The sequence below is a fragment of the Sulfurisphaera javensis genome (assembly GCF_041154675.1).
In the GTDB taxonomy this organism is placed as follows: Archaea; Thermoproteota; Thermoprotei_A; order Sulfolobales; family Sulfolobaceae; genus Sulfurisphaera; species Sulfurisphaera javensis.
In genome coordinates this window covers 400,503-423,750 of record NZ_AP031322.1, presented here as the reverse complement: position 1 = coordinate 423,750, position 23,248 = coordinate 400,503, and the positions used below count along the sequence as shown (strand labels likewise).

The following is a 23,248-nucleotide window of genomic DNA, read 5'->3' as shown; positions in this document are numbered from 1 at the left end:
TCCCATTCATCGAAGCTTTGTAGCCTCTCATGGGAGTGATCCTACCAGACCTAACACTTTTATCCAAGTTTAAAGTAATAAATTATGATGAAACGTGCTGTAATAATTTACTGGATAATATTTGTTGAGTTTCTAATTCCTTTTATATTAGGCAAAAACATAATAGCATTAGCCGAGGGATTTCATGACTTAATTGATGCAGTTACTGTCACATTTTCTTATTATGTAACAAAGATTGCTAATATTTCCTCATCAACTTTCACTTATGGTTTACATAGATTAGAAGTGTTTTCTGCAATAATTAATTCTGTTGTCATAATAGTAGGAGCTTTACTTACTCTTTATTTAACTTTCTTAAATCCAATTGAGAATTATTCTTTGCTTGTAGCAATTCTTTCATTAATTGCAATATTTTTGTTACTTACGATAAAAGATAAAGATGAAAAAGATCTAAATAAAAAATCCGTAATTACTCATGCACTTTTTGACGTACTAGCTTACGTGATTGGTATTATAATCTTACTTGTATATTACTTTGTACCTTATACAATAATAACAATAATCGGAGTATTTGGTATTGTAATTTTAAGTATAGTTATTTCGATGAAACCATTAAAGCAGTCGTTTTTAATTATTTTGGAGGGGTCTACAGTTAATACTGAGGAATTAGAAAAAGATCTTAAAAATATAAATTCGGGAGTTCATCACATTCACGTTTGGGCAATTTGTGGGCATATAAAAGTGGCTACTATTCATGTTGAAGTAGACGAGAAATTAACAGTTAAGGAATTAGATAAGGAAAGAGAAAAAATAGAAAAAGTTCTTAGAGAAAAATATGATATAGATCATATAACTGTACAATTTGAATCTAAAAGAGTTGATTAGGCCACCACTCAATATCCCTTTTCTTTATGTTTAACAATTGCTCTATTCTTTGTCTATCTTCTTTAGACACTTTTACGTCTGTATGTACTTTTAATAATGGATAAGGATAACCTTTTATATTGATAGGAGTCAAAATGTTCATAATTTCTTCAACATTATTAGTAAATGAGTCTACTTTCAATACTTTCTCGCCTTCTTTTAGTCTTATATATGATGAATAGTAAGTCTGTTGATCTAATGTTTGTGATGCTTTTGTGGAAATTATATTTTCTCCACTTATCTGTTTTTGTAAAGGTTTTGTATATCCACAGTTTCTGGTAAACATCTCAAGAATAGATATATCACTTATACCTTCCTTGAATAGTTCAATTGATTTACTATTTTTTGATACCCAAATTAGTTTATTTTTATATCTATTTACAAGTTCTGATATAACTAGATGGTTTTCAGCGATCAAATATTTATACATTAGTTCTTCGTCTTGCTCTTCTAGTGAATAAATTTTATCTGATAAAGGATCTATATCATCTAGCAATGATATTTTAGAAGATAACTTATATTTACCGATCTTTTTGGTAATACTCCCATCAAATAAAATATAATCTGCTTCGTTTCCATGTTTAAGAGCTAATTTAAGTTCAAGTAATTGCATTAATAGAGACACTCTTTCCTTAGCTAAATTTCCTGGTCTTATAACACCTATGTACGCTTTTGAATCTATTGGAGTAGTATTATATCCCTCTGCTTTTACAATTTCTGCATCTACTATATATACAAAACCATAACGTAGCTCCTTAGTCCATAATCCTCCATCTATGGCTAAAAATGTAGAAAACTTAAATTCAGTTGGACAATATTCAGTCCATTTTTCTAGGACTTTTTTATTTAAATTATCATCTTTTTTCTCATAAAGTAATCTTATTTCATTTTTTATCTCATCTTTGTTTTTTAATAGTAATTCGTAAACATCTTTAATCAACATTAATCACCTCTATTTTACTTGAGTCTCCTTTTTTCTCTACTTTTATTACATAATCTCCAGCTTGTAATAATTCTTCATCATGAGTTACTACAATGATTTGTGGCACAACCTCTACTGTAGACCTTATTATGTCAATTAATTCTCTCTTTCTATATTCATCAAGATTAACTGTTGGTTCATCAAGTATTAAGAAACCTACTTCATTCATTAGTGATTTAGCTAACGCTAATCTTAAAGCTAAAGCTATAGAAACTCTTTCACCACCGCTTAGCTGATTTATAGACAATCTTTGCCCAGAAGTATTATAGGCATAAATTCCTTCCTTACCATTAAAGTCTACCTCTACTCTGCTAAATGCTAAATCAAATCTAGAAAGAATATTATTAAGAGAATCTTCCACTAAGTTTCTTACTGTATTCATAAGATATGCTTGTAAATTTGTTTCAGAGAGTTCATCCCTAAGTTTCTTAAGTTTATCAAATGCAGAAAGTAAAGTCTGCTTATTTTTTAATTTTCCTTCCAACTCCTTAATCTTTTGATCTATTTCTCTAATACTATTCTCTATAGCATTAATTTCTCCGCTAACTTCACCTTTTTTAATTCTAATATCATTTAGTTTCTTTTCTATTTCATCTTTTGTATTTTTTAGTTCCTTTAGTTTGTTTTCATCAAAATTAAGATTTTCTATTTCTGTCTTTAGTTTCACTACTTGTTCCTTGTCTTGCACTAAAATTTGCTTATACTTTTCTATTACTGCCAATTCTTTTTCTATCTCATTTAATCTGTTCTTTTTCTCTTCTAAATCTTTAATTTTTTTCTCTATGTTTTTTATTTGTTCTCCAATCGTATTCTTATCATAACCTGAAGTTTCTTTTTTTAGTTTTTCTATTTCCTCTTTTAATTTAGCGACTTGTTCTTCTTTTTCCTTTATTTTATCTTCATCTACGTCAGAATACTTTAAGTACTCTTCGTATTTAGGTCTAAGCTCTTTTTCCTTTTTCTTTAGTTCGTTATATAACTCATGATATTGCTTTAACTCTTCTATTCTGTTATAAATCTTCTCTCTTTCTTTAATTAGTTCCTCTTTTCTTGAGTTAAGACTTTCATAATCTGAGCTCTTCTTGATAGCAATCTGTTGTTCTTTTCTTTTTTCATTTATTTTTTGATTATAATCTGAAATTAGCTTACTTATGGAATTTAATTCTAATAGTTTATTTTGAAGCTCTTTCTTTAATTCTTCTGTCTTTACCTTAATTTCTGTTGAAATTTTAATCTTATGGTGAGCATCTAATTCTCTTCCACATACTGGGCATGTATTTCCTTTTACCTCATTTAAGTTTTCAAGTATTCTATTTAACTCACTAATTTTTCCTTTTATTTCTCCAATTTGATTATTAAGATCCTCTTTTTGTCTACTTTTTTCTTCTATTTCCTTGTTTAATTTTTCTATCTCTTCTTCAATTTTCTTAGGATCAGGAATATTACCCATTCCCATTATTTTAGCCTTAATTTGTTCAATATCATTCTCTAACTTTTGTATTTGCTTTAGAAGAGTATCGTACTCTTTCTCCTTTTCTTCTAGGGTGGCAATTTTTTCTTCAATCTGCTGATACTCATTATAATAAGGCAAAAACTCCTTCTTTTTATTTAATTTCTCTTTTAGAGTTTCTAAGTCTTTAATTAATAATGAATAATTGTTAAGTTCTGAGTCAAGCAACTTAAATTTATTTTGTATCTCAATTAATTTCTCCTTCTCTCTTCTTAGTTGGTCAAGCTGTATAGTTTCTAAACTTAATTTCTCCTTCTCTTCTTTCAAACCTTTTTCTTTCTCTATTTCTTTTTCTAACCTACTAATTTCTTCGTTTAGTTTTCCTAGGAGAGAGTTGAGTTCTGAATACTTTCTCTCTTTCTCTTCTTCTATTTCTACTCGCTTTTTAATTTCATCATATCTTTTTGAAACTTCTTCTTCTTTTTTAGATAAAGTGGAAAGCTCGTTTTTTAAAAATGTTAATCTTTGTTCTTTTTCTTTCTTTTCTTGTATATATTTTTTTAGCCATTCTTCTATTGTATTAAGATTTTTAATTTCTAACTGAATTTCATCTATTAACTCCTTAATAGGTCCGTTACTATCTCTTAATTTTTCTATCTTATCTAATTTTAGAATAGCCTTAATTGTATTGGGCAAGTTTTCAAATACTGAGTCAATTTTACCTTGTCCTACAACTATTGTAGATCTTAGTACCTCGTCATCTAAGTTTAACATTTCCTTTATTTTCTGAGTGACGTTTTGTGCACCATATCCTAAAGTTTTCGATCCATTTTGGTCTTTAATAGAAATAGTATCTTCAGTTGAACCTCCTCTGTTCTGCAAATACCTTTTTATAGTATAGTTTACTCCTTTGTTCTCTAAAGTTAAAATTACTGACCCCCTAGAACTTCCTTTTCTTATTAAGTCCTCTTGTTTCCTCACATCTCTTAAGGGCTTTCTAAATAGACCAAACATTATAGAGTCTATTATGGAGCTTTTTCCGGCCCCATTATGGCCAATGATAACGTTTATAGTACCATTAAATTCTATTGTTGTATCTTTATGACTTAAAAAGTCCTTAAGTTCAATTTTCCTTATGATCATTTTCAACACCTATCATTTTTCTAAGATGCTCTTTTACATACGCTCTATCGTCAGCTTTTTCAATAATGTCTAAAACTATTTTTGCATCATTCTCTGAAAAATGTGCTACTTTAGTTAAATAATGGAAAATGAGTTTTTCAATGGTTGTTTCATTGGGTAAATCACTAGTATCTTTTTCTTCTTTTCTTTTTGTATTATCTTTATAAATCCTCCAATGTTCTGCAACTTCATTTAGCTCACGAAGCTGTCTCATTAATTCGTCTTTAGGTATAGTAATTCCACTAAGAATAATGTGAAAAATTGGCTTTTTTGAATTATTGTTTTTGTATTTTTCTTTTATTTTTCTTATATCATCTTTTATTTTTCCAGTATCTATATTGATAACATATTGTTTTCTAATATCTACATTGATATACTGAATTGTAGGTAAATCTCCAGAAAAATCTATGAGAGTAGCTCCTTTCCCATCTTTTTCATAACCTTCTATCTCTTCTTCTCTCATAATATCTGGAGATCCAGCTATTTCAACTATTCTTCCTCCGTCTAGATGCATAATCTTCCTAGAGTGAAAATGTCCTAAAGCGTAATAAGTGAAATTCTTTGGTAAGTCTGCTATTTGAATTTGCCAAGCTCCTTCATAAGGAAGTATTTCTTTTAGACCTTGATGTAATAGTAATATACTCTTTTTTGTTTCTGGCTTTAAATTACTAAAGACGTCTTTTAATCTCTCTCTGGCTACATTAGGGATATGAGATAAGCCATATATGCTGATATCGCCTAGCTTGTAAGGTGTAGTAGGTTTTGATAAAAATTTGATTAGCTCAAATTCTTCTAGTAATTTTTGTGGATAAATAGCATAATTTTTCTTGGGACTATCATGATCTCCAGCAATTACTATAAAGGGAATTCCAGCTTCTTTAAGTCTCTTTAATCCTTTAACAGCCTCTACTTCTGCCTTATTTGGAGGATCATTTACGTCAAAAAAATCTCCAGTATGGACAACTGCATCAACGTGCTCTTTTATGGCAATATTTATTAGCTGGTGAAAAACTTCATACACATCATTTTCTCTTGAATCAAGGTTATACTGTCTTTTCCCTAGATGAGTATCAGAAATGTGAAGAATATGCATCTATTCACCCCAATTTAACACATCACTGTGTTCCTCCACTTCTTCTTTAGCATTTTTCCATTCCTCAATTAAGTTAGGATCACTTCCAGCTAATCTACCTTCAAATTTGTCAATCTTAACTATTGCTGGCATTCTTACGATGTTTCCAACAATAACAGCTTCACCAGTGTCTAAAGATGATAAACCTTCAACTATATCTTCGCTTAGATTATCGCTAGTCTCTAAAACATACTTTTTATCAGCCGGTTCTACGATCTTAAGAATTATTTTATTTGTCATTTGACTCAAAATGTTTTCGTCTATTCCCTTTGGTCTTTGGCTAACAATGATTAATCCAACACCAAATTTTCTACCTTCTCTAGCAATTCTACTAGCCCATAATTTTGTCAGTGTATTACTATCTTTTGACAAAAGAACGTGAGCCTCTTCAATTACTACTAGTACTGGAAATCTTAAACCTGTTTTTCTTTTTACCTTATTTTCTTTTCTAGAAGTCAATATCTTTCTCAAATAGTGAGAAACAATTGCGTCAATCGCATCTTCATCTAAAGAACTTAAATTGACTACATTAACTTTACCAATTCTAATTTTTTCTATTACATCACCGGCAGTGAAATCAATAATATCGGAATATCTATCTAAGAAATCCTCTATTTTGTTTATGACTTCGTCCTTACTATCTTTTCTTTTTTCTGTTTTGCTGACTTCCTCAACTTTTTTAATAATGTATTCTCTAAATTTATTATTTAGATCTTCATAATTAATGGTACTCTGGTTTAATTTTTCTTTTATTTCATTTAAGAAGCTCTTGAATGCTCTCCTTAAAATCCTATATTGAATTATAGCATTTTCTCTAATTTCAAGTAACGTCGCAAATTCATTAGGTGTTAAATTTAGAGGATTAATTTTAGGTTCTATATTATTCAAATTCTTAATATCACTCTCATAATATTCTCCGTGATAATCAAAAATAACTACTGAGCCATTAATCTCAGAAAGCCTTGAGGAGAGAACAGCTACAGTATTTGATTTTCCTGACCCAGTTGCAGCTAATATAGCTAAGTGTCTTGTTAGTGCATTAACTCTAAGTTTAACTTCTACGTCACTTCCAATCAAATTTCCAATTTTTATTGTTCCTTCTGAAAATATGTTACTGAGCTCTTCTCTAGTAGCTAATCTTACTGGTGTCCCAGCCACAGGAGGTAAATCTGGTTGTGAAAGTTTTCCATCAAGTTTACAAAGTAATTTAACTTTAGCCTTCATATAGAATGGTATTTTGTTGCCCATCTGTTTTATTCTTTGGATGAGTTCAATATCATTTAAATTATCATCAACTAACGGACTTCCAGTAGTAATTAAAGTTACTAAACCAAGAACTTTTTCATCATCGTATTCAAGGGTAACATAATAACCTGATCTAACTTTTTTCTCAAGTAATACGTTAGCTTCTTGAGTTGTTGCTGAACCAACTACATAACCAATTATCATATAAAAATAGATAATAATATCGTGACTTAAATGATTTCGTTATAAAAATAGGTAATACCAAAAAAATTAGCTTTAAAGTGCGCTCGCTACTTTCTTAGCGGTTTTTGCGATCTCAGCTTCTTGTTCAGCGTATGCGCATAGCATTGCTTCTATGTCTGCATATCCTTCTGCTTTTGCTGTTAAGGCAACATTATTATAAGTTGCAACATGCTCAGCACTTTCTTTCTCAGCAAATTTGCTTAATACATCTTTTACAGATAGTAATTCGAGTACTTTTTTAGCTGTTTCAGCTATGTTTTTCTCTTCTTCAGCGTATGCGCATAGCATTGCTTCTATGTCTGCATATCCTTCTGCTTTTGCTGTTAAGGCAACATTATTATATGTACTTACGTGTTCTTCACTTTCCTTTTCTACAAATTTATTTAGAACTTGTTTTATTTCTACGAGGGCCATATGGAAAACCCCCTACTAAATATGTTCTCTCTGAATATATAAAGATTTGTTTATTCATTTACGTTTATATTTAAAAATATTTTTTCTTACATTAATTCAGATCCACTCTTTAACAATTCTTCAAACCATTGTTTAGCTTCATTATATTTTTGACTAGCCTTAGCTGATAACTCTTGTTTAACTTTTTCGTCTGTTACTTTTTCTGAAAGTATTTTACTTAACATATATTGCGTAGCTGTATATGCAAATTTTTCTTTAATTTCTTTAGCTTCTGTATTTTCTAACTCATTTAGCCAGTTTTGCAAATATTCAGTTCCTAAATACTTGTTCATTTTCTCAAAAATTCCCTTTGCATGACCTAATTCAACTAAGGCCTTATCTCTTATCATTTTCGCTTCTTCTTTTTTATTAAGTTCTTCAAGTTTTTCAGATAAAAAGTATAGGAAAAGATGATCTTCACTATTAGCTAAGAATAATTCTTTTAATCCCATTTCGGTTTTTGTTCCCTTCATAAGTAAAGGATATTAGTGGAAATATAAAAATATTTAAAAAGAAATGATGAATGACTTCAATACTGAAGGATGAAGAAGTAACCCGAAACTGAGATAAATATCTTTATACATTTTTCTACATATGATAGACACTAAAAGAATGAGAGCCATAGAAATAAATAGTGAAGCCTTCGGAGTACCCACTTTATTATTAATGGAAAATGCTGGAAGAAGTGTAAAGGACGAAATTATGAGTAGAACTAAGCCAAAAGATGCTATAGTTTTTGTTGGGCATGGTGGAAAAGGAGGAGATGGTTTAGTAGCTGCAAGGCATCTGGCTGGAGAAGGGGTTAAAGTGAAAGTAATTACGCTGGGCGAAAATAAGCATAAAGATGCAGTTTTAAACTTTAATGCAATAGAAGATATGGATTATAGCATAGATTTAATAGAAATTAAAGATCCTTCAGATCTAAAACCATTAGAGGCTGATGTGTTAGTAGATGCAATGCTAGGAACAGGGTTTAGAGGAAAACCAAGAGAACCTTTTGCAACAGCAATAAAAGTTTTTAACGAAAGTAAAGGTTATAAAGTGTCAATTGATCTCCCTTCTGGAATAGATGCTGATACTGGAGAAGCTCAAGGAGAGTATGTAAAACCAGATTTAGTTGTTACTTTTCATGATATAAAGAAAGGTTTGGCAAAATACAATTTTAACGTTATTGTAAAGAAAATAGGTATCCCTCCAGAGGCAGAGATTTACGTAGGTCCAGGAGATGTTATAGTTAATGTAAAGAAAAGGGATTATAAATCTAAAAAAGGTGACAATGGAAGGGTTTTAGTTATAGGTGGTAGTTATACTTTTACTGGTGCCCCTACATTATCAGCATTAGCCTCTCTTAGAACTGGAGCCGATCTAGTTTATGTAGCATCACCAGAAGAAACAGCAAAGATAATTGCTGGTTATTCGCCAGATTTAATTACGATAAAACTTTCTGGTAAAAATATTTCTCCTCAAAATTTTGAAGAACTTAAGCCATGGATAGATAAGGCTGATGTCGTTATAATAGGACCTGGAATGGGATTAGCAGAAGAAACAATAGAAGCGTCTAAGTTAATAGTTAACTATTTGAAGCAAAATAATAAGCCAGCAGTAATTGATGCTGATGCACTAAAAGCAATATCCGGGACCAAGCTGTATAGTAATGCAATTATCACTCCTCATGCAGGAGAGTTTAAGATATTTTTTAAAGAAGAAGCCGAAAAAGAAATTAGAAAAAGAATTCAACAAGTAATAGAGAAAGCCAAAGAATATAATTGTACAATACTACTTAAGGGATATGTAGATGTAATAAGTGATGGAAAAGACTTTAGGTTAAATAAGACTGGAAATCCTGGGATGACTGTTGGAGGTACGGGAGATACTTTAACTGGGGTAGTTGGAACTTTGTTAGCACAAAAACTTTCTCCACTAGATGCTGCATCTATTGGAGTTTTTATAAATAGTCTAGCCGGGACTTTAGCTTATTCAGAATTAGGGCCTCATATAACTCCTACGGATGTTTTAAATAAAATACCAGTAGTGCTCAATGATCCAATAGAGTCATTCAAGAAAAAAATATACAAGAGAGTTATTACTTTGTAGAAGTAATTTTCTTTATTACTTCTAAAGCTTTATCAGCATGCTCTTCTGCTTTCTTCAAATTTTTAAGAACTTCAACTACTTTACCTTCAGAGTCTATTATGAAGGTCACTCTCTGCGCACTAGTCCCTTTTTCATTTAAAACTCTGTACATCTCAATAATTTTCTTTTCTTTGTCTGCAACAACTGGGAACTTTGCATTATACTTTTCAGCAAATCTCTTTTGTGTCGTTAAGCTATCCGCACTTACTCCTATAATCTCTGTATTTAATTTCTTAAACTCTTCATATAATTCAACAAATCTTTGAATTTCTCTTGTGCATCCAGGGGTAAATGATTTAGGATAAAAATAAAGTACAACATTTTTTCCCTTAAAATCAGATAATTTTATTTTACCAGTAGTTGATTCTGCTTCGAAATCTGGTGCAGGTTCTCCCACATTTATTGGCATATGGAAACTAAATTCGAACTTATTTTTATAGTTTAGTTTAAAAAGGCAAAACATGAGTTATTAAGGAAATGCGAAAGATTCCGAAAACTATGTCTACTCAACATCCAGATAATGCTAGAGTTCCAGAGTGGAGTAAAAGTGAAGTAATTAGTGGTGAAGCTGAAGTTATTGAGGCTTATCTCGCATACGAGCACTACAATGTTGATGAAGTGATGTGGGATGCTGAAGGTAAAGATGTAGATACCCATGTGGTAAGGAAACTTTTAACTCAATACCCTGAGTTTTTTAAAGAGAGAGTTTTAGGCAGAGATATATTTCTAACATATAGAATACCAAACCCTAAGATTGAAGGAGCTGAGAAAAAAGTCTTTGCTGAAACCATGGAAAGTATACCAATCACTTATGATTTAGCTGAAAAATTCTTTGGAACAAAACCAACTCCACCAGTCTTTGAAGTTATTCTTCCATTTACTACTGATTATAAAGAGTTAGTTGCGATAGTGAAGTATTACGAGATTGCGATAGTTAGCAAAGAAAACGTAAAGCTTGTTGATGATATATATGTGAAAGATTTGATAGGAGAAATAAATCCAAAATCAATTGAAATCATACCCTTGATAGAAGATAAAGATTCAATGTTTAGAATTGATGATATAGTTAGAGGTTACATAAAAGCAATCAAACCTCCTTATATGAGAGTCTTCTTAGCGAGATCTGATCCTGCAATGAATTATGGTTTAATTTCTGCAGTTCTTGCGGTAAAATATGCTTTAAACAGACTAGGAAAAATTGAGAAAGAGTTTAGCTTAAAGATATTTCCATTAATTGGCGTTGGTTCATTACCATTTAGAGGACACTTTAATCCTCAAAATTTTGAAAAAACCATCGATGAATATAGGGGAGTTTATACTTTTACAGTTCAATCAGCTTTCAAGTATGATTATGAAGATGATGAAGTTGCCAATGCAATAAGAAAAATTAATGAAAGGCAAATATCAGATTTTGAGATATTAAGCGAGGAAGAAGAAAAAATATTGAATAGAATAGCTAACGTATATACTTCTGTCTATCAACCAATAATAGAAAGCTTAGCAGATGTAATAAATAAGATTGCGTTATTATTACCTAGGAGAAGAGCTAGAAAACTTCATATAGGTCTGTTTGGCTATTCAAGAAGTACTGGAAAGGTGACCTTGCCTAGAGCCATTTCATTCACTGGTGCATTGTACTCAGTTGGTATTCCACCAGAGTTAATAGGGATTTCATCTCTCTCATCTTTATCAGAAAATGAATGGGATATTCTAGAAAAGAATTATAAGTATATGAGGCATGATTTACAAACAGCAGCTAAGTATGTAAGTTTTGAGTCGATAGAACTAATAAAAGAGATTTGGAATATAAATAACGAAGTTATAAAGAAAATTAAGGACGATTTATCATATGCAGAACACACACTAGGTATAAGAATTGGAGATAATAATTCTGTGGGAAGAAAGCATGCTCTAATGTCTTCTTTAGCTTTAATAGCCTTAAAGGAAGGGAATGTTGAAGAGGCAAAGAGTTATCTTTTAGAGATGGCTAAAATAAGAAAATCATTAGGATGAAAATATTAGTCAATGGTTTACTACAATACGATTCTGGTAAGACTACTTTTTCCTTACATCTATTAAGAGAGCTGAAAAATCTAGGTTATAATTTTAGGCCATTAAAGCCTATTGCTGGACACAACGTTTGGTTTAGTTTTTCTACTTTACTTAGAAGTAAGGAACTAGGAATTTTAGCTGGAAATGATGCATTAAAATATTATGACGACACTGGATTAAGAATTGAAGAGATTAATCCATTTGCTCTATTAATAGCCCCACCTGACTTAGAAAAGCTTAGAATGGACGTTAGATTATATAACGAATTAGTTAACTTAGGCTTACCAATTATGGTAAGATACTTTGACGGAAGCAAAGTATACCATTTTTACTCTTCATCTTATCTGTCGATTATTCCAGATTCTATAAAAACATATCTTAAGGATTTCATTAATGAAGTTAATGCAATAAACTTACAGCCAGAGAAATTAAAAGAATTAGTTGATTCTTCTCCTCATATTGCAGATTATGTTGTATCGCTACTATCCAATTCAAACTTAATAATAGAATCTTACAATGATGCATTAGCCCCTACAATCCTTTCAACTCATGTTGACTTAGTATTTGCTGTATCTCCTGGTAAAGTTTTTCTTCTGGAGGATTTCAAAAAAGTTCTCCAGTTGTTTTCTTCTCCCCCATGGAATATAAAAGTATCAACATTCATAAAATACTCTAAAGTAACTAGCTGGAAAATATATCCGTCAGTTAACGTAATAGATAAGAGCTTAATTGATTTTATTTCTAATAAAATAGAGGAAGAAGAAAAGTATAAAAGTTAGAATCTGAAAATAAATCTTTAACCAGATAACAAATTTTTTAGTCTTAAAAATTAACTATTCATCTATGAAAGACGATTTTATTAGTGTGAAAGGTGTAAAAATACATTTTGTAGAAGAAGGAGAAGGAAAACCATTCTTATTATTTCATGGAGCAAGATTTAACGCATATACTTGGGTAGAGACAAACACTGTAAAAAGTATATCATCAGCGGGATTCAAAGCAATATCGGTAGATTTTCCAGGGTTTGGAAAATCACAAAATGGAGATTTTGATTCTCTTTCAGATTTCATAAAAGATTTTATGGACGCAATGAGTATTCAGAAAGCTTATCTTATGGGTGCTTCAATGGGTGGTGAAGCTGTATTAGGATTTGCTGTTAATAATCCAGAAATGGTAGAAGGATTAGTTTTAGTTGGTGCTGTTGGAGTTCCTTCTTACGAAAGTAAATTGAAAAGCTTAGATGGTAAACCTATACTTTTAATTTGGGGCGAGAAGGACTCAGTATCACCAAGAAGAAACGCAGAAATAATACTAAATCATGTTAAAACTGCTAAGCTGGTTATAGTAGGGAAACAACATGCATGTTATTTAGATGATCCAATGAGATTTAATGACGAGTTAACAAAATTCTTAAAGGGAGAGTGAATAATGGATGAAGAGTTAAAACAAAAACTTATCGAAATACTTAAAGACAAAAGAATGCTAGAGATCCTTAAACATTTAAAAAAAGCTAATGTAGATTATGGAAAATCAATAATGCTTAACACTAAAATACCTATACAAGAAGTCGTAGACTTACTTGACAAATTAGAGAAAATTGGTTTAATTGAAAGAGTTCATGGTGCAACTTTAAAAAACACTGAAGCAAAATTTAAGTTAAGTAAAGAGGTACATAAACATCACACGTATTATAGATTAACAAGAGAAGGAGATCATTTACTTAGACAATTAGATGAAAACACCTTAATTGAAGGCTATATCGAATTAGTGAAGAATGATCAATTCGCTTTAGACATTTTAAGAATAGCTGATGAAGTTAACGCTGATCATGCATTAACATATGCCAAATTATTGCATAAGACTTTAGAGGAAGTTACTCCAAAATTAGAAGAACTTGAAATGACTGGGTTAATCGAGGAAAAGAATGCAAAGATAATTAAGTTTATCGACAGAAGATCTAAACCTAAAAAAGAAACTAGGACTCATCATAAGTATTATGGTTTATCTAGAATAGGTGAACTTGTAGTAAGAGAATTAAAAAGAAAAGGTATATTACCAAAATAACTAGAAAGATTCTCTTACTTTACTATACATTTCATTTATTAAGTTAAGTAAATTATGTTTCTCGTTAATTTCATTCGATATATAATCTGAATTTGCTTTAATCACATTATTTATCACATCATTCACTTTTTTTCGCAACATTAACTCAATCATCTTAACTCTTCTTTCTTTAATCCTTTTTTCGAACAATCCCTTCTCTTTAATAAAGGCTAAGTGTTCCTCAAAATTATCTACTAATTCCCTTATTCCAATTCCTTTTATTGCAACAGTTTTTACTATTTTAGGTGTCCAGCCATCTCTAAAATTGATTTCAGAAGAATCTAATGCAAATCTAATTGCGTCATATAACATCTCTGCTTCAACTTTATCCGCCTTATTTACTACATAAACATCTCCTATTTCCATAATTCCAGCTTTAAGTGCTTGAATTTCATCCCCAGTGCCTGGAACACTAACTACAGCAATTGTATGTACACCACTTACAACATCAGTATCAGTTTGGCCAGCACCAACAGTTTCTACAATTATCCTGTCAAACCCTAAGCCATCAAGAGCTTCAATTAACATTAAGGCTTCTGATGATATACCACCTAAATTACCTCTTGAGGCAATACTTCTGATAAAAACATTCCCGTTTATATCTTTCCCAACCATTCTTATTCTATTACCCATAAAGGAGCCCATACTAAATGGACTAGAAGGATCAATTAAAATAACTCCAACTCTATGACCACGTTTGATATACTCTGTTATTAATTCAGAAATTAACGTACTTTTTCCTGCTCCCGGAGAACCAGTAATGCCTATTACATGTGCTTTTCCAGACCTTTTAATTAATTCTTGTAAACTTTCTAATCCTTCTTGTGTAAAATACTCTATTTTAGTTAAAAGCCTAGAAATTGCTAATTCTTCACCAGCTAACGCTTTTTCAAGAAGCAACTTTTATACCCCTTTTGGTTTCTACAGCTTTCGCTATCTTTTCTACAACTTCTTTCAAACTCGAACCAGGTAAAAATACCTCATCAACTCCCATTTCTTTCAATTTTGGCACATCTTGTGGTGGTATAACTCCTCCTACTACAAGGACAACATCATTTAGGCCTTTTTCCTTCATTAAGTTAACTACATACGGGACCAACTCTAAGTGAGCTCCACTTAGTATACTGATACCTATAACGTCAACGTCTTCCTGAACTGCTGCTTTAACAATTTGCTCTGGTGTTTGTCGTAATCCAGTATATACAACTTCCATACCAGCATCTTTTAATGCTCTAGCTATTACTTTAGCTCCTCTATCGTGACCATCTAAACCTAATTTCGCAACTAGAACTTTAATTCTCTTTTGGCTCATCATTATATAGTAAGTTTAAATTGCTTAAATTTTAGTATGATACACATTAAGAATTTTTATATAGAATGGGGCCGGCGGGATTTGAACCCGCGACCACAAGGGCCCAAGCCTTGCGTCCTAGTCCAGGCTAGACTACGGCCCCACTACATTTATCCTATACTTATGAGTATGCTTTTAAATTTTTTTCCCTCAGGCGGAGTATGTCCATAATGTCGTCTTTTAGGTATAAATTCAAGGAATTACTGATCTTTATATCTAGATTAAATGAAAATGTTTATATATGCTAGACATTTAGTGAATATTGAAAAGTTATAGGAATAATTAATACCTTAACGAAGATGCTATGAACACACTCATTCAATAGTAGGGTAATCTTATTTTTATCCTAGGATATCTAGATAGAGAATTATTTAATAATTGATAAATAATTTATGATAATTTCGTCTGGCAAGTAAAATAAGGTAAAAAGAAAATTCTCTACATAGTCTTTAAATCTTTACAAGCTATAGATATTTTTCATGTCTTAGTTTATGTCTATTAAGAGAATTTAATTATGCAAACCGTTTTTTAATACATTATTCTCATTAAAATTCAAACCCTAAAACCCTATAATCTCTCTAAGGTAATATCATAAGTAATCCTTAAGTTAATACCGTAAGGTTTATTTATCTGAGTATCGTAAGATATCTTGAGGAAACATGGTAACAGTAAAGTTCAAGTATAAGGGAGAGGAAAAAGAAGTAGACATTTCAAAGATAAAGAAGGTTTGGAGAGTAGGAAAAATGATATCATTCACTTATGACGACAATGGTAAAACTGGCAGAGGTGCTGTAAGCGAAAAAGATGCACCAAAAGAACTAATACAAATGTTAGAAAAATCTGGAAAGAAATAAAGTAAAAATTTGATAACAAAAACAATATTTTATTTTACTTTTTCTTTCTTTGATCTAGGAACACTTGTAATTTATATCCAGTCCAAACTGTTTTTCCTGGTTTTAACCAATCAATTTCTACATCATCTGGATTTATTCCAAGTCTACTTCCTAGTATTTCTCTTGCTTGCTTATCATATTGTGAATCAACAAATTCTCTTCTGGTCTCAATCTTTATTTTTAATTTATCCATCTCATTATCATATATGATAATATTATACATTCCAGTAGTATCTGGAATTTCATTTACTGCATCTTCCACATATATTGGGAATAATAGTTTTCCTCTTACTCTAAACATCCATTCAACTCTCCCTGGAATTGGTTCAGCAAACCTCATATGGGTGATTCCAAATCTAGGATCTGGATCAGTAATAAACTCATTTTTAACATAATCACCGAGACTGTAACGGATTAATGGCATTGTAAAGTGATTTAGAAGTGTTGCTATTAATTCTCCTCTTTCCCCTTCACTCACTGGCTCATCAGTCTTAGGATCTACAATATCAAATATTTCCATGTCTTCCCATATAACTAACTGTCCTTCAGAACCAGGTACCTCAATAGCCATATGACCATCAGTAGTTCCCCATACGTTTATTGCTAATTCTGCGTTAGGATGAACACTAAATAATTTCTTCTTTGTATTTTCAGCTGCTGCACCACCATGAAGCAATAAGACTTTAAATGGGGTATCCCATCCTTCTAGCTTTGCCTCTTCGCCAATTAATCTATGCAACCATGGTGTAGTTGCAAACACATCAATTTTCCACAACTTGAAAATTAACATATGTCTATTTTTCCAACTAAAGAAGGTTTCTCCACCGCCAGCAATTGCTGTAGCACCACATCTCCACATGGCAGTTTCAACTACTGGGGGTCCCCAGCTATAGAATCCGCTCATGTTTAGATAGTTTGCATAAACTACTGTTGGTTTTACTCCAGCAAACGTCCATAAATATCTAGCTTGCCCTTCCTGGAAGTAGTCCATCTCTAATGCACCCCATCCTTGAAATGTCGGCAATCCAGTAGAACCAGAAGTAGCTCCTACAAATCTTATTCTCTTAGCTAGTTCTGGGTGAAATATTGTTCCGAAGGGAGGATTCTGTTGTAAATCTTTCCTCAATTCATCTTTCCTTAATATAGGAATTTTAACTATATCTTTCCAGTCTTTTATCATTTCTGGTTCAAATCCTTTTTCTTTCCAATATCTTCTATAAAAAGGAATATTATCCCAGGCCCATTTTACAATTCTTTTTAGTCTAAAAGTCTTTATCTTATTTAATTCTTCTCTTGGCATTGACATTATTTTTTTATTCCATAGGATTTCAGAGGGATTTGGAGGATAATCTGTCCTAATGTATCCCTGTTCTCTTAATTCTTTGTGGATAGCCTCATATTCAGATAAAACACTAGACATATGCTTAAATTGTATAAGCAGTTTAAAAAATATTAATACTTGTAGAAACCCTCCCCAGTCTTCTTTCCAAGCTTTCTTTCATTTACCATTTTTTCTAAGATTGAAGTAGGCTTATAAGCTTCATATCCTTTTGCATAAATCTCTTTCAAGTACTTGTAAATATTATCTAAACCTAGCTCATCTGCCATTTCAAGTAATCCCTTAGGGAAGTTGAAACCATATATCATTACGGTATCTACATCTTTGGCATTAACTATTTGATTTTCTATCATCCAACTAGCCTCGTTAACTGCTAATGATATTAACTTTGCTGGGTCTGTTTTACTTTCATTAGGCAATTGAACTTTTGAATATTTGCCGGGTGACGGATAAGAATAAAATCCTTTACCAGTTTTGACACCTAAGTTCTTTTCATTTACCTTATTCCTATACATGCTACACTTAACGTCTGGAGTGCCTCTTGTTGTTAAAACATTCCATATATCTACAACTACATCTAAACCAACATAATCAGCTAACTCGAATAATCCCATTGGCAGTTTTAATTTATTTCTTGCAGCACTATCTACTTCTTCAATAGTCTCTTCACCACTTTCTACTTCCCTACATGCTTCTTGTAGTAGCCTTATGAATATTCTATTACTAACGAAACCTGGTATTTCATACTTTAGCCTTACTGGTATTTTGTTCATTTTCTTTGCAAGATCAACAGTTATGTTAGTTACATCTTCTGAAGTGTATTTACTTGGGATTACTTCTACTAGCTTCATTATAACTGGAGGATTAAAGAAATGCATTCCAATTACTTTTTCTTTTCTTTTAGTAGCTTCTGCAATATCAGAGATTGGAATAGATGAAGTGTTTGTTGCTAAAATAGCATGAGGAGGTGCAATTTCATCTAATGTTGTAAAAACTTTTTTCTTTAATTCTAAGTTTTCTGGTACTGCTTCAATAGCAAAATCTGCATCTTTAGCGATATCATAAGAAGTGTTAAATTCTATTCTAGCAAGGATATCTTCCGCTTTTTCCTTTAGCTGACCTTTTTCATATAATCTAACTACCGATTCTTTTATTCTATCTTTTGCTCTATTGAGGAAATCCCACGAAACATCTATCACGCCAACTCTAAAACCGGATAAGGCTGCCACTTCTGCAATTCCATGACCCATCGTTCCTGCTCCTACGACAACTATTTTTTGTATCATTATGAGTAAAACAGTTTATTGATTATTAAATATCACGGTCTGTTTGCTAAGAATTAAACAGTAGTATAAATTTTTAAATTTGAATTGTAAGATATAAGTGTGAGCTTGACTTTAAACGTAAATTACAGAAAGGCTAAGCAAGATGATTGGAAAGGAATTCTTGAACTGTACAATTCTCTCTCTGATGATGATTTATACTTAAGATTCTTTACATTTCATAAATTAACAGAAGAAGAAGCTAAGAAGATTGCTGATACTAGAGAGCATTATACTGTTATTGCAGAAATAAATGGAAAAATAATTGGAGAGGCTTCAATTTATTTTGACGGAGAATTTGCTGTTGTAGTTCACCCAGATTATAGGAAATTAGGAATAGGCACTGAATTGGTAAAAAGACTTATCGAATTTGCAAAAAAGACTGGAATTAAGAAAGTAAAATTTTATACTTTACCTGAAAATTATCCTATGATAAAAATAGGTAAAAAATTAGGTTTTAAAATAATAGAAAGAGAAGATGAAGTGTATGCATATCTAGATTTGAATAACGAGAATGTTATTTTAGAAAAAACATAGTAAGATAGTATAAAAGTAATTTTATTAAATGTCATTACATATTGTTAAATGAGAATCTTGCCTAAGAAGATAATAGTACCTTGTGAAGTTGCTGTAAAAGATGTAATCCCTGCAATAAAAGCTCTAATTGCAACTGAATTATCAGCTAGAGGTTTTAGTCAGAAAGAAATAGCTGAAATATTAACCATTTCTATAGCAGAAGTGAATTACCTATTAAAAGGTAAGAGAGGAGATGAACAATTGAAGAAAATTTTGAGTAGTGACGCAGATTTTATGGACCTTCTAAATTCATTTACACAAAAGATTGTTTCTAATGACAATGGTGCAGATCCCTTATCTCTTTGTATTTTATGCAGTTATGCAAGGAGAAAAATATTAAAGCAAGAGCAAGCATGTCCTTATGATATATCATGATGAGCTTCCGGGCTCTAGATAGATGAAGAGGACTGCAAGCGCTGATTCTTCCCTTTTGTAGAGAATTAGAATTCATGAAAGTATCTTCTTAACTTAGAACAAGAAGAAAATAATGGGCCCGCGGGGACTTGAACCCCGGACCACCGGGTCTCTCCTTTCCAGCTTTAACTCATCCCCCAAATGGGGTCAGCAGACCCGATGAAAAGCTGGAGCCCGGCACTCTACCTGGCTGAGCTACGGGCCCTTTATCGATCACTAACTAATTAATAGTGATTTTATAAAATAAGCTTAACTCTGATTATCTCAAGTGTTTTCTAGGACTTATTCTAAGTGTGTCCATTATGTCATCGTTTAAGTACGAAATTAAGATAACTACAATCTCTATATGAAGGATGAAAGAAAACCAAGGCTAAGTCCTATAGGGGAAGTTGTAGAAATAATTTACACTTTAATAACAATATAATGGATACATACGGCAAAAACTTAGAGAGACATATGAAGAGACTTGAACTTTAATAACGATATAATTGATGCAGTTTGGTAATGTGAAGACTAATTTGCTAAAGGAAGGGTTTTGTTGGTTTATCATTTTTATGTTCTACTTATGCTTCTGCTATTCATAATTTTATGAAGGGGGTAATCTATACGGCTTATGCTGTCTGCATGAATACTTGTAGAATGTGCAGTAATTATTGCGATAAGTTTTGAGCTACTTTAGATCAGATAATTTAGGAATCGATTTACTAGTGTTTTACTTCATGAGGCTTATTGCGAAAGGAATGGGGAAGATTGAGTAACATGACTTCGATGAAATTCAATAACTAGAACTGAATACTATGTGAGATTCAATAGGATCCAAACCCCTAACGTTGAGCACTTTGATTATCTACGGAAATATTTTAATCTCCTTTTTATCCCTTTATATTGATTACAATTGAAGTGGGACGAAAGAAGGATAAAAGTTATTGAAGAGCTAAGAAAACAAGGAATAAACCCATATCCGCAAAAATATGAAATAACTCATACTATTACGGAAATAAGGAAGATAGCCTCTGAAAGAAATGATAAACCACAAGATCCATTTATGTTTGATATATCAACTGCTGGAAGAGTTGCTAATATAAGAAGGCATGGGAAAATATCTTTTGTCGATATTTTTGATGAAGGTGAAAAATTACAATTGCAACTTAGGGTAAATGAGCTAGGTGAAAAATATGATAAATTCTTTGAAATTGTAGATAGGGGGGATATAATAGGAGTTAAAGGTGATCTTCTATATACGATTAAAGGCGAATTAACTTTAAGAATAAAGGATTATACAATGCTAGCTAAGTCTTTAATAGAACCACCAGATTGGAGCAAACTCTCTCCAGAGTTTAGATATGCCCATAGATATGTTGATTTCCTTTATAACGATAGTGCGAGAAAAGCTATGGAAATTAGGTTCAAAGTGATAAGACTTATTAGGGAATATTTATACTCTAAAGGTTTTATTGAGGTCGAGACACCAATATTACAACCAGTTTATGGTGGAGCTTTAGCTAAACCATTTAAGAGTCATGTAAATTATCTAGATGAAGATTGGTATTTAAGAATATCGTTGGAACTCTATCTAAAGAGATTCATTGTAGGTGGGTTTGATAAGGTTTTTGAAATAGGTAAAGTTTTCAGAAATGAAGATATAGATGTCACTCACAACCCAGAATTTACTTTGATGGAATTATATTGGGCTTATGCAGATTATAATGATATCATGAAACTGACAGAGGACATGCTACAATATGTAGTTAAAAGTATCTTTAACGATACAAAAATTAAATACTCGTTAGGCGGGAAGGAATTTGTAATTGACTTTTCACAGTTTAGGAAAATAACCTTATACGACTCTCTTTCTGAAGCTTTAGGTAAAAATATTGATAATGTAAGTGATGATGAGTTGAAGGCCTTAATGGACAAGTACGGGTTAAAACCAAGAGGTAATATGTACATAAGAGGTCTAATGATAGAGAAATTATTCGATAAATTAGTGGAACCAAATCTTATACAGCCCACATTTATTCTTGATTATCCTATTGAGACAACACCACTATGTAAACCTCATAGATCTAAACCGGGATTAGTGGAGAGATTTGAATTGTTTATTGCAGGCATGGAGCTGGCTAATGCATATACTGAACTGAATGATCCTCTCCTTCAAGATAAATTATTCAAACAAGAACAAGAGATGTTCAGAAGAGGAGATGAAGAGGCACACCCATATGATGTAGACTTTGTTAGGGCCTTAAGTTATGGTATGCCACCAACTGGAGGTTTAGGAATAGGTATTGATAGATTAGTAATGTTATTAACAAATAATTATAGTATAAAAGAAGTAATTCCATTCCCAATGTTAAGTGCTAAAATCATTGAAGAGGATTGATTGAGAGCAAAATTGCGGATATAAATAACATTGTTATTACACCTTGTATAAGATAAGAAGTCCTCTCATTTACTCCAAGTTTTTTCAGGATTTCATTGAATACTTTTCCTCCATCAGTTATTATTAACGGAGCACCATTAAATAAGGCTAAACTAAAATTAATTGTGAACATCCAAGTTATAAAATCTAGTATTGCATAAAGCCATGAAGGGAAATAGTATGTTAAATAGACTCCTAATAGATGTTGAGGGTCAGAAATATTAACTTTAACGTTGTTGATACTACCATTAGGATACAAAAGCGTAAGTGTCTGTATTCCTCCTTGATGTAAATAAGCTTCTAATTCAGAAGGAGTATGAGTTGCATGTCCATCTATTTTTAGTATTACACTATTTACTGGAATTGATGCATTATAAGCTGGATATCCTTTTAATTCTCCTACGATTTGTAATCCTTGTGATGCCAGTGGAGGTAAATATACAGCTAATGGGAAAAACACTGCTGCTAATATTAAATTTACAGCTAAACCGGCTGATAATATTTTTAGTCTAACAGAAGAACTTGAAGAATTGTATTCCTCTTCATCTGGCTCGACAAATGCTCCAGGGAAAAAGATTAAGAATAAGAACCCACCACTCCTTACTTTTACATTGTTAGACGTGGCTGAGATTGCGTGTGCTAGTTCATGAAGAGTTACAGATATTCCAATTGCAAGAAGAATGTAAGGTAATTGGTCAATTCCGATTGTTACTCCAGGTATAACTGGTTCTAATCGTAAAGAAGCTGCTTGAGGGGCTTTAGGTGTAATAAATTCACTTATAACATATATAATTAATGCAATACCAGCTATCATAGATATTATTCCTAATCCTATTCCAACTTTTTCAAATATTCTGTACCCTTTGCTCTTAGCTATATTTGGTAGCCACTCACTTCTTGTACTTTTTCTCCATAATAGTAAAAAAGGATAGATCTGAAAACCTCTGTTTTCAAGTTTCTTTCTCAGTAAGTACATTATTCCCCAAAAGACAATAAGTGAAATACCAAATATTTCGGCTGTATTCACAAAATATA

22 protein-coding genes and 2 tRNA genes are annotated in these 23,248 nt (G+C 31.7%); 10 read left to right on the top strand and 14 right to left on the bottom strand.

Annotation, left to right across the window (positions count from 1 at the left end; translation table 11 throughout):
- Positions 1-87 precede the first annotated feature (87 nt).
- Positions 88-885 (top strand): cation diffusion facilitator family transporter, encoded by a 798-nt coding sequence (locus ACAM25_RS02255; protein WP_369610725.1) that lies wholly within the window; start codon positions 88-90, stop codon positions 883-885.
- Here the strand turns inward: ACAM25_RS02255 and nurA are convergent.
- From nurA to ACAM25_RS02225, 6 genes are all read right to left on the bottom strand, one after another.
- Positions 869-1,864: a DNA double-strand break repair nuclease NurA gene (gene nurA / locus ACAM25_RS02250; protein WP_369610724.1), complete on the bottom strand. Its 996-nt coding sequence runs from the start codon at positions 1,862-1,864 to the stop codon at positions 869-871. The two genes, ACAM25_RS02255 and nurA, sit on opposite strands and share 17 nt — an antisense overlap.
- On the bottom strand, positions 1,857-4,499 hold the full coding sequence (locus ACAM25_RS02245) for an AAA family ATPase (RefSeq protein WP_369610723.1): 2,643 nt from the start codon (positions 4,497-4,499) through the stop codon (positions 1,857-1,859). The genes nurA and ACAM25_RS02245 overlap by 8 nt, the downstream gene beginning before the upstream one ends.
- Entirely contained in the window at positions 4,480-5,631 is a 1,152-nt protein-coding gene (gene mre11, locus ACAM25_RS02240; protein WP_369610722.1) for a DNA double-strand break repair protein Mre11, read from the bottom strand. Before mre11 ends, ACAM25_RS02245 begins: the two co-directional genes overlap by 20 nt.
- Positions 5,632-7,119: a DNA double-strand break repair helicase HerA gene (herA, locus tag ACAM25_RS02235; RefSeq protein ID WP_369610721.1), complete on the bottom strand. Its 1,488-nt coding sequence runs from the start codon at positions 7,117-7,119 to the stop codon at positions 5,632-5,634.
- A 72-nt stretch (positions 7,120-7,191) separates the two neighbouring features.
- Positions 7,192-7,572 carry a hypothetical protein gene (locus ACAM25_RS02230; RefSeq protein WP_369610720.1) on the bottom strand — a complete coding sequence of 127 codons (381 nt, stop codon included), beginning with the start codon at positions 7,570-7,572 and terminating at the stop codon, positions 7,192-7,194.
- Between the two features lie 86 nt (positions 7,573-7,658).
- Entirely contained in the window at positions 7,659-8,084 is a 426-nt protein-coding gene (locus ACAM25_RS02225) for a hypothetical protein (RefSeq protein ID WP_369610719.1), read from the bottom strand.
- Between the two features lie 121 nt (positions 8,085-8,205).
- Between ACAM25_RS02225 and ACAM25_RS02220 the strand changes: the two genes are divergently transcribed.
- A complete protein-coding gene (locus tag ACAM25_RS02220) occupies positions 8,206-9,705 on the top strand; it encodes an NAD(P)H-hydrate dehydratase (protein WP_369610718.1) in 1,500 nt (499 codons plus the stop codon).
- Here the strand turns inward: ACAM25_RS02220 and ACAM25_RS02215 are convergent.
- Positions 9,695-10,147, bottom strand: a complete 453-nt coding sequence (locus ACAM25_RS02215; protein ID WP_369611583.1) for a peroxiredoxin — start codon at positions 10,145-10,147, stop codon at positions 9,695-9,697. The genes ACAM25_RS02220 and ACAM25_RS02215 overlap by 11 nt on opposite strands.
- Positions 10,148-10,221: 74 nt before the next feature.
- Here ACAM25_RS02215 and ppcA point away from each other — a divergent pair, with 74 nt between their 5' ends.
- The 4 genes from ppcA (at position 10,222) to ACAM25_RS02195 (ending at position 13,860) form a co-directional block, all read left to right on the top strand.
- Positions 10,222-11,757, top strand: coding sequence for a phosphoenolpyruvate carboxylase (gene ppcA, locus ACAM25_RS02210; RefSeq protein WP_369610717.1), 1,536 nt, complete (start codon positions 10,222-10,224; stop codon positions 11,755-11,757).
- Positions 11,754-12,575, top strand: coding sequence for a hypothetical protein (locus ACAM25_RS02205; RefSeq protein WP_369610716.1), 822 nt, complete (start codon positions 11,754-11,756; stop codon positions 12,573-12,575). Before ppcA ends, ACAM25_RS02205 begins: the two co-directional genes overlap by 4 nt.
- 64 nt (positions 12,576-12,639) lie before the next feature.
- Entirely contained in the window at positions 12,640-13,221 is a 582-nt protein-coding gene (locus ACAM25_RS02200) for an alpha/beta fold hydrolase (protein ID WP_369610715.1), read from the top strand.
- Positions 13,222-13,860, top strand: coding sequence for a DUF2250 domain-containing protein (locus ACAM25_RS02195; RefSeq protein WP_369611582.1), 639 nt, complete (start codon positions 13,222-13,224; stop codon positions 13,858-13,860).
- Here the strand turns inward: ACAM25_RS02195 and meaB are convergent, their stop codons facing one another.
- The 3 genes from meaB to ACAM25_RS02180 form a co-directional block, all read right to left on the bottom strand.
- Positions 13,861-14,799, bottom strand: coding sequence for a methylmalonyl Co-A mutase-associated GTPase MeaB (gene meaB / locus ACAM25_RS02190; RefSeq protein WP_369610714.1), 939 nt, complete (start codon positions 14,797-14,799; stop codon positions 13,861-13,863). It lies immediately after the preceding gene.
- Positions 14,789-15,217, bottom strand: coding sequence for a cobalamin B12-binding domain-containing protein (locus ACAM25_RS02185; RefSeq protein WP_369611581.1), 429 nt, complete (start codon positions 15,215-15,217; stop codon positions 14,789-14,791). The genes meaB and ACAM25_RS02185 overlap by 11 nt, the downstream gene beginning before the upstream one ends.
- Positions 15,218-15,277: 60 nt before the next feature.
- A tRNA-Pro gene (locus tag ACAM25_RS02180) sits at positions 15,278-15,353 on the bottom strand.
- Positions 15,354-15,909: 556 nt separating this feature from the next.
- On the opposite strand from ACAM25_RS02180, the gene sul7d reads away from it, so the two are divergent.
- Positions 15,910-16,104 (top strand): Sul7d family chromatin protein, encoded by a 195-nt coding sequence (gene sul7d / locus ACAM25_RS02175; protein ID WP_369609289.1) that lies wholly within the window; start codon positions 15,910-15,912, stop codon positions 16,102-16,104.
- 34 nt (positions 16,105-16,138) lie between these two features.
- Here sul7d and ACAM25_RS02170 read toward each other — a convergent pair whose 3' ends face one another.
- Together ACAM25_RS02170 and ACAM25_RS02165 are read right to left on the bottom strand one after the other, a co-directional pair.
- Positions 16,139-17,563 (bottom strand): phenylacetate--CoA ligase family protein, encoded by a 1,425-nt coding sequence (locus ACAM25_RS02170; protein WP_369610713.1) that lies wholly within the window; start codon positions 17,561-17,563, stop codon positions 16,139-16,141.
- Positions 17,564-17,595: 32 nt separating this feature from the next.
- Positions 17,596-18,771, bottom strand: coding sequence for a 3-hydroxyacyl-CoA dehydrogenase (locus tag ACAM25_RS02165; RefSeq protein WP_369611580.1), 1,176 nt, complete (start codon positions 18,769-18,771; stop codon positions 17,596-17,598).
- A gap of 96 nt (positions 18,772-18,867) precedes the next feature.
- Here ACAM25_RS02165 and ACAM25_RS02160 point away from each other — a divergent pair, with 96 nt between their 5' ends.
- Both ACAM25_RS02160 and ACAM25_RS02155 read left to right on the top strand, forming a co-directional pair.
- The gene (locus ACAM25_RS02160) at positions 18,868-19,341 is read left to right on the top strand and encodes an N-acetyltransferase family protein (RefSeq protein WP_369610712.1); all 474 of its coding nucleotides are present in this window, start codon (positions 18,868-18,870) and stop codon (positions 19,339-19,341) included.
- Between the two features lie 48 nt (positions 19,342-19,389).
- Complete coding sequence (locus tag ACAM25_RS02155; protein WP_369610711.1) at positions 19,390-19,755, top strand: transcriptional regulator; 366 nt, start codon at positions 19,390-19,392, stop codon at positions 19,753-19,755.
- A gap of 113 nt (positions 19,756-19,868) precedes the next feature.
- Here the strand turns inward: ACAM25_RS02155 and ACAM25_RS02150 are convergent.
- Positions 19,869-19,999, bottom strand: a tRNA-Trp gene (locus tag ACAM25_RS02150).
- A 690-nt stretch (positions 20,000-20,689) separates the two neighbouring features.
- Between ACAM25_RS02150 and lysS the strand changes: the two genes are divergently transcribed.
- Positions 20,690-22,174 carry a lysine--tRNA ligase gene (lysS, locus tag ACAM25_RS02145; RefSeq protein ID WP_369610710.1) on the top strand — a complete coding sequence of 495 codons (1,485 nt, stop codon included), beginning with the start codon at positions 20,690-20,692 and terminating at the stop codon, positions 22,172-22,174.
- Here lysS and ACAM25_RS02140 read toward each other — a convergent pair.
- Positions 22,158-23,240: a site-2 protease family protein gene (locus ACAM25_RS02140; RefSeq protein ID WP_369610709.1), complete on the bottom strand. Its 1,083-nt coding sequence runs from the start codon at positions 23,238-23,240 to the stop codon at positions 22,158-22,160. The genes lysS and ACAM25_RS02140 overlap by 17 nt on opposite strands.
- Between the last annotated feature and the right edge of the window lie 8 nt (positions 23,241-23,248).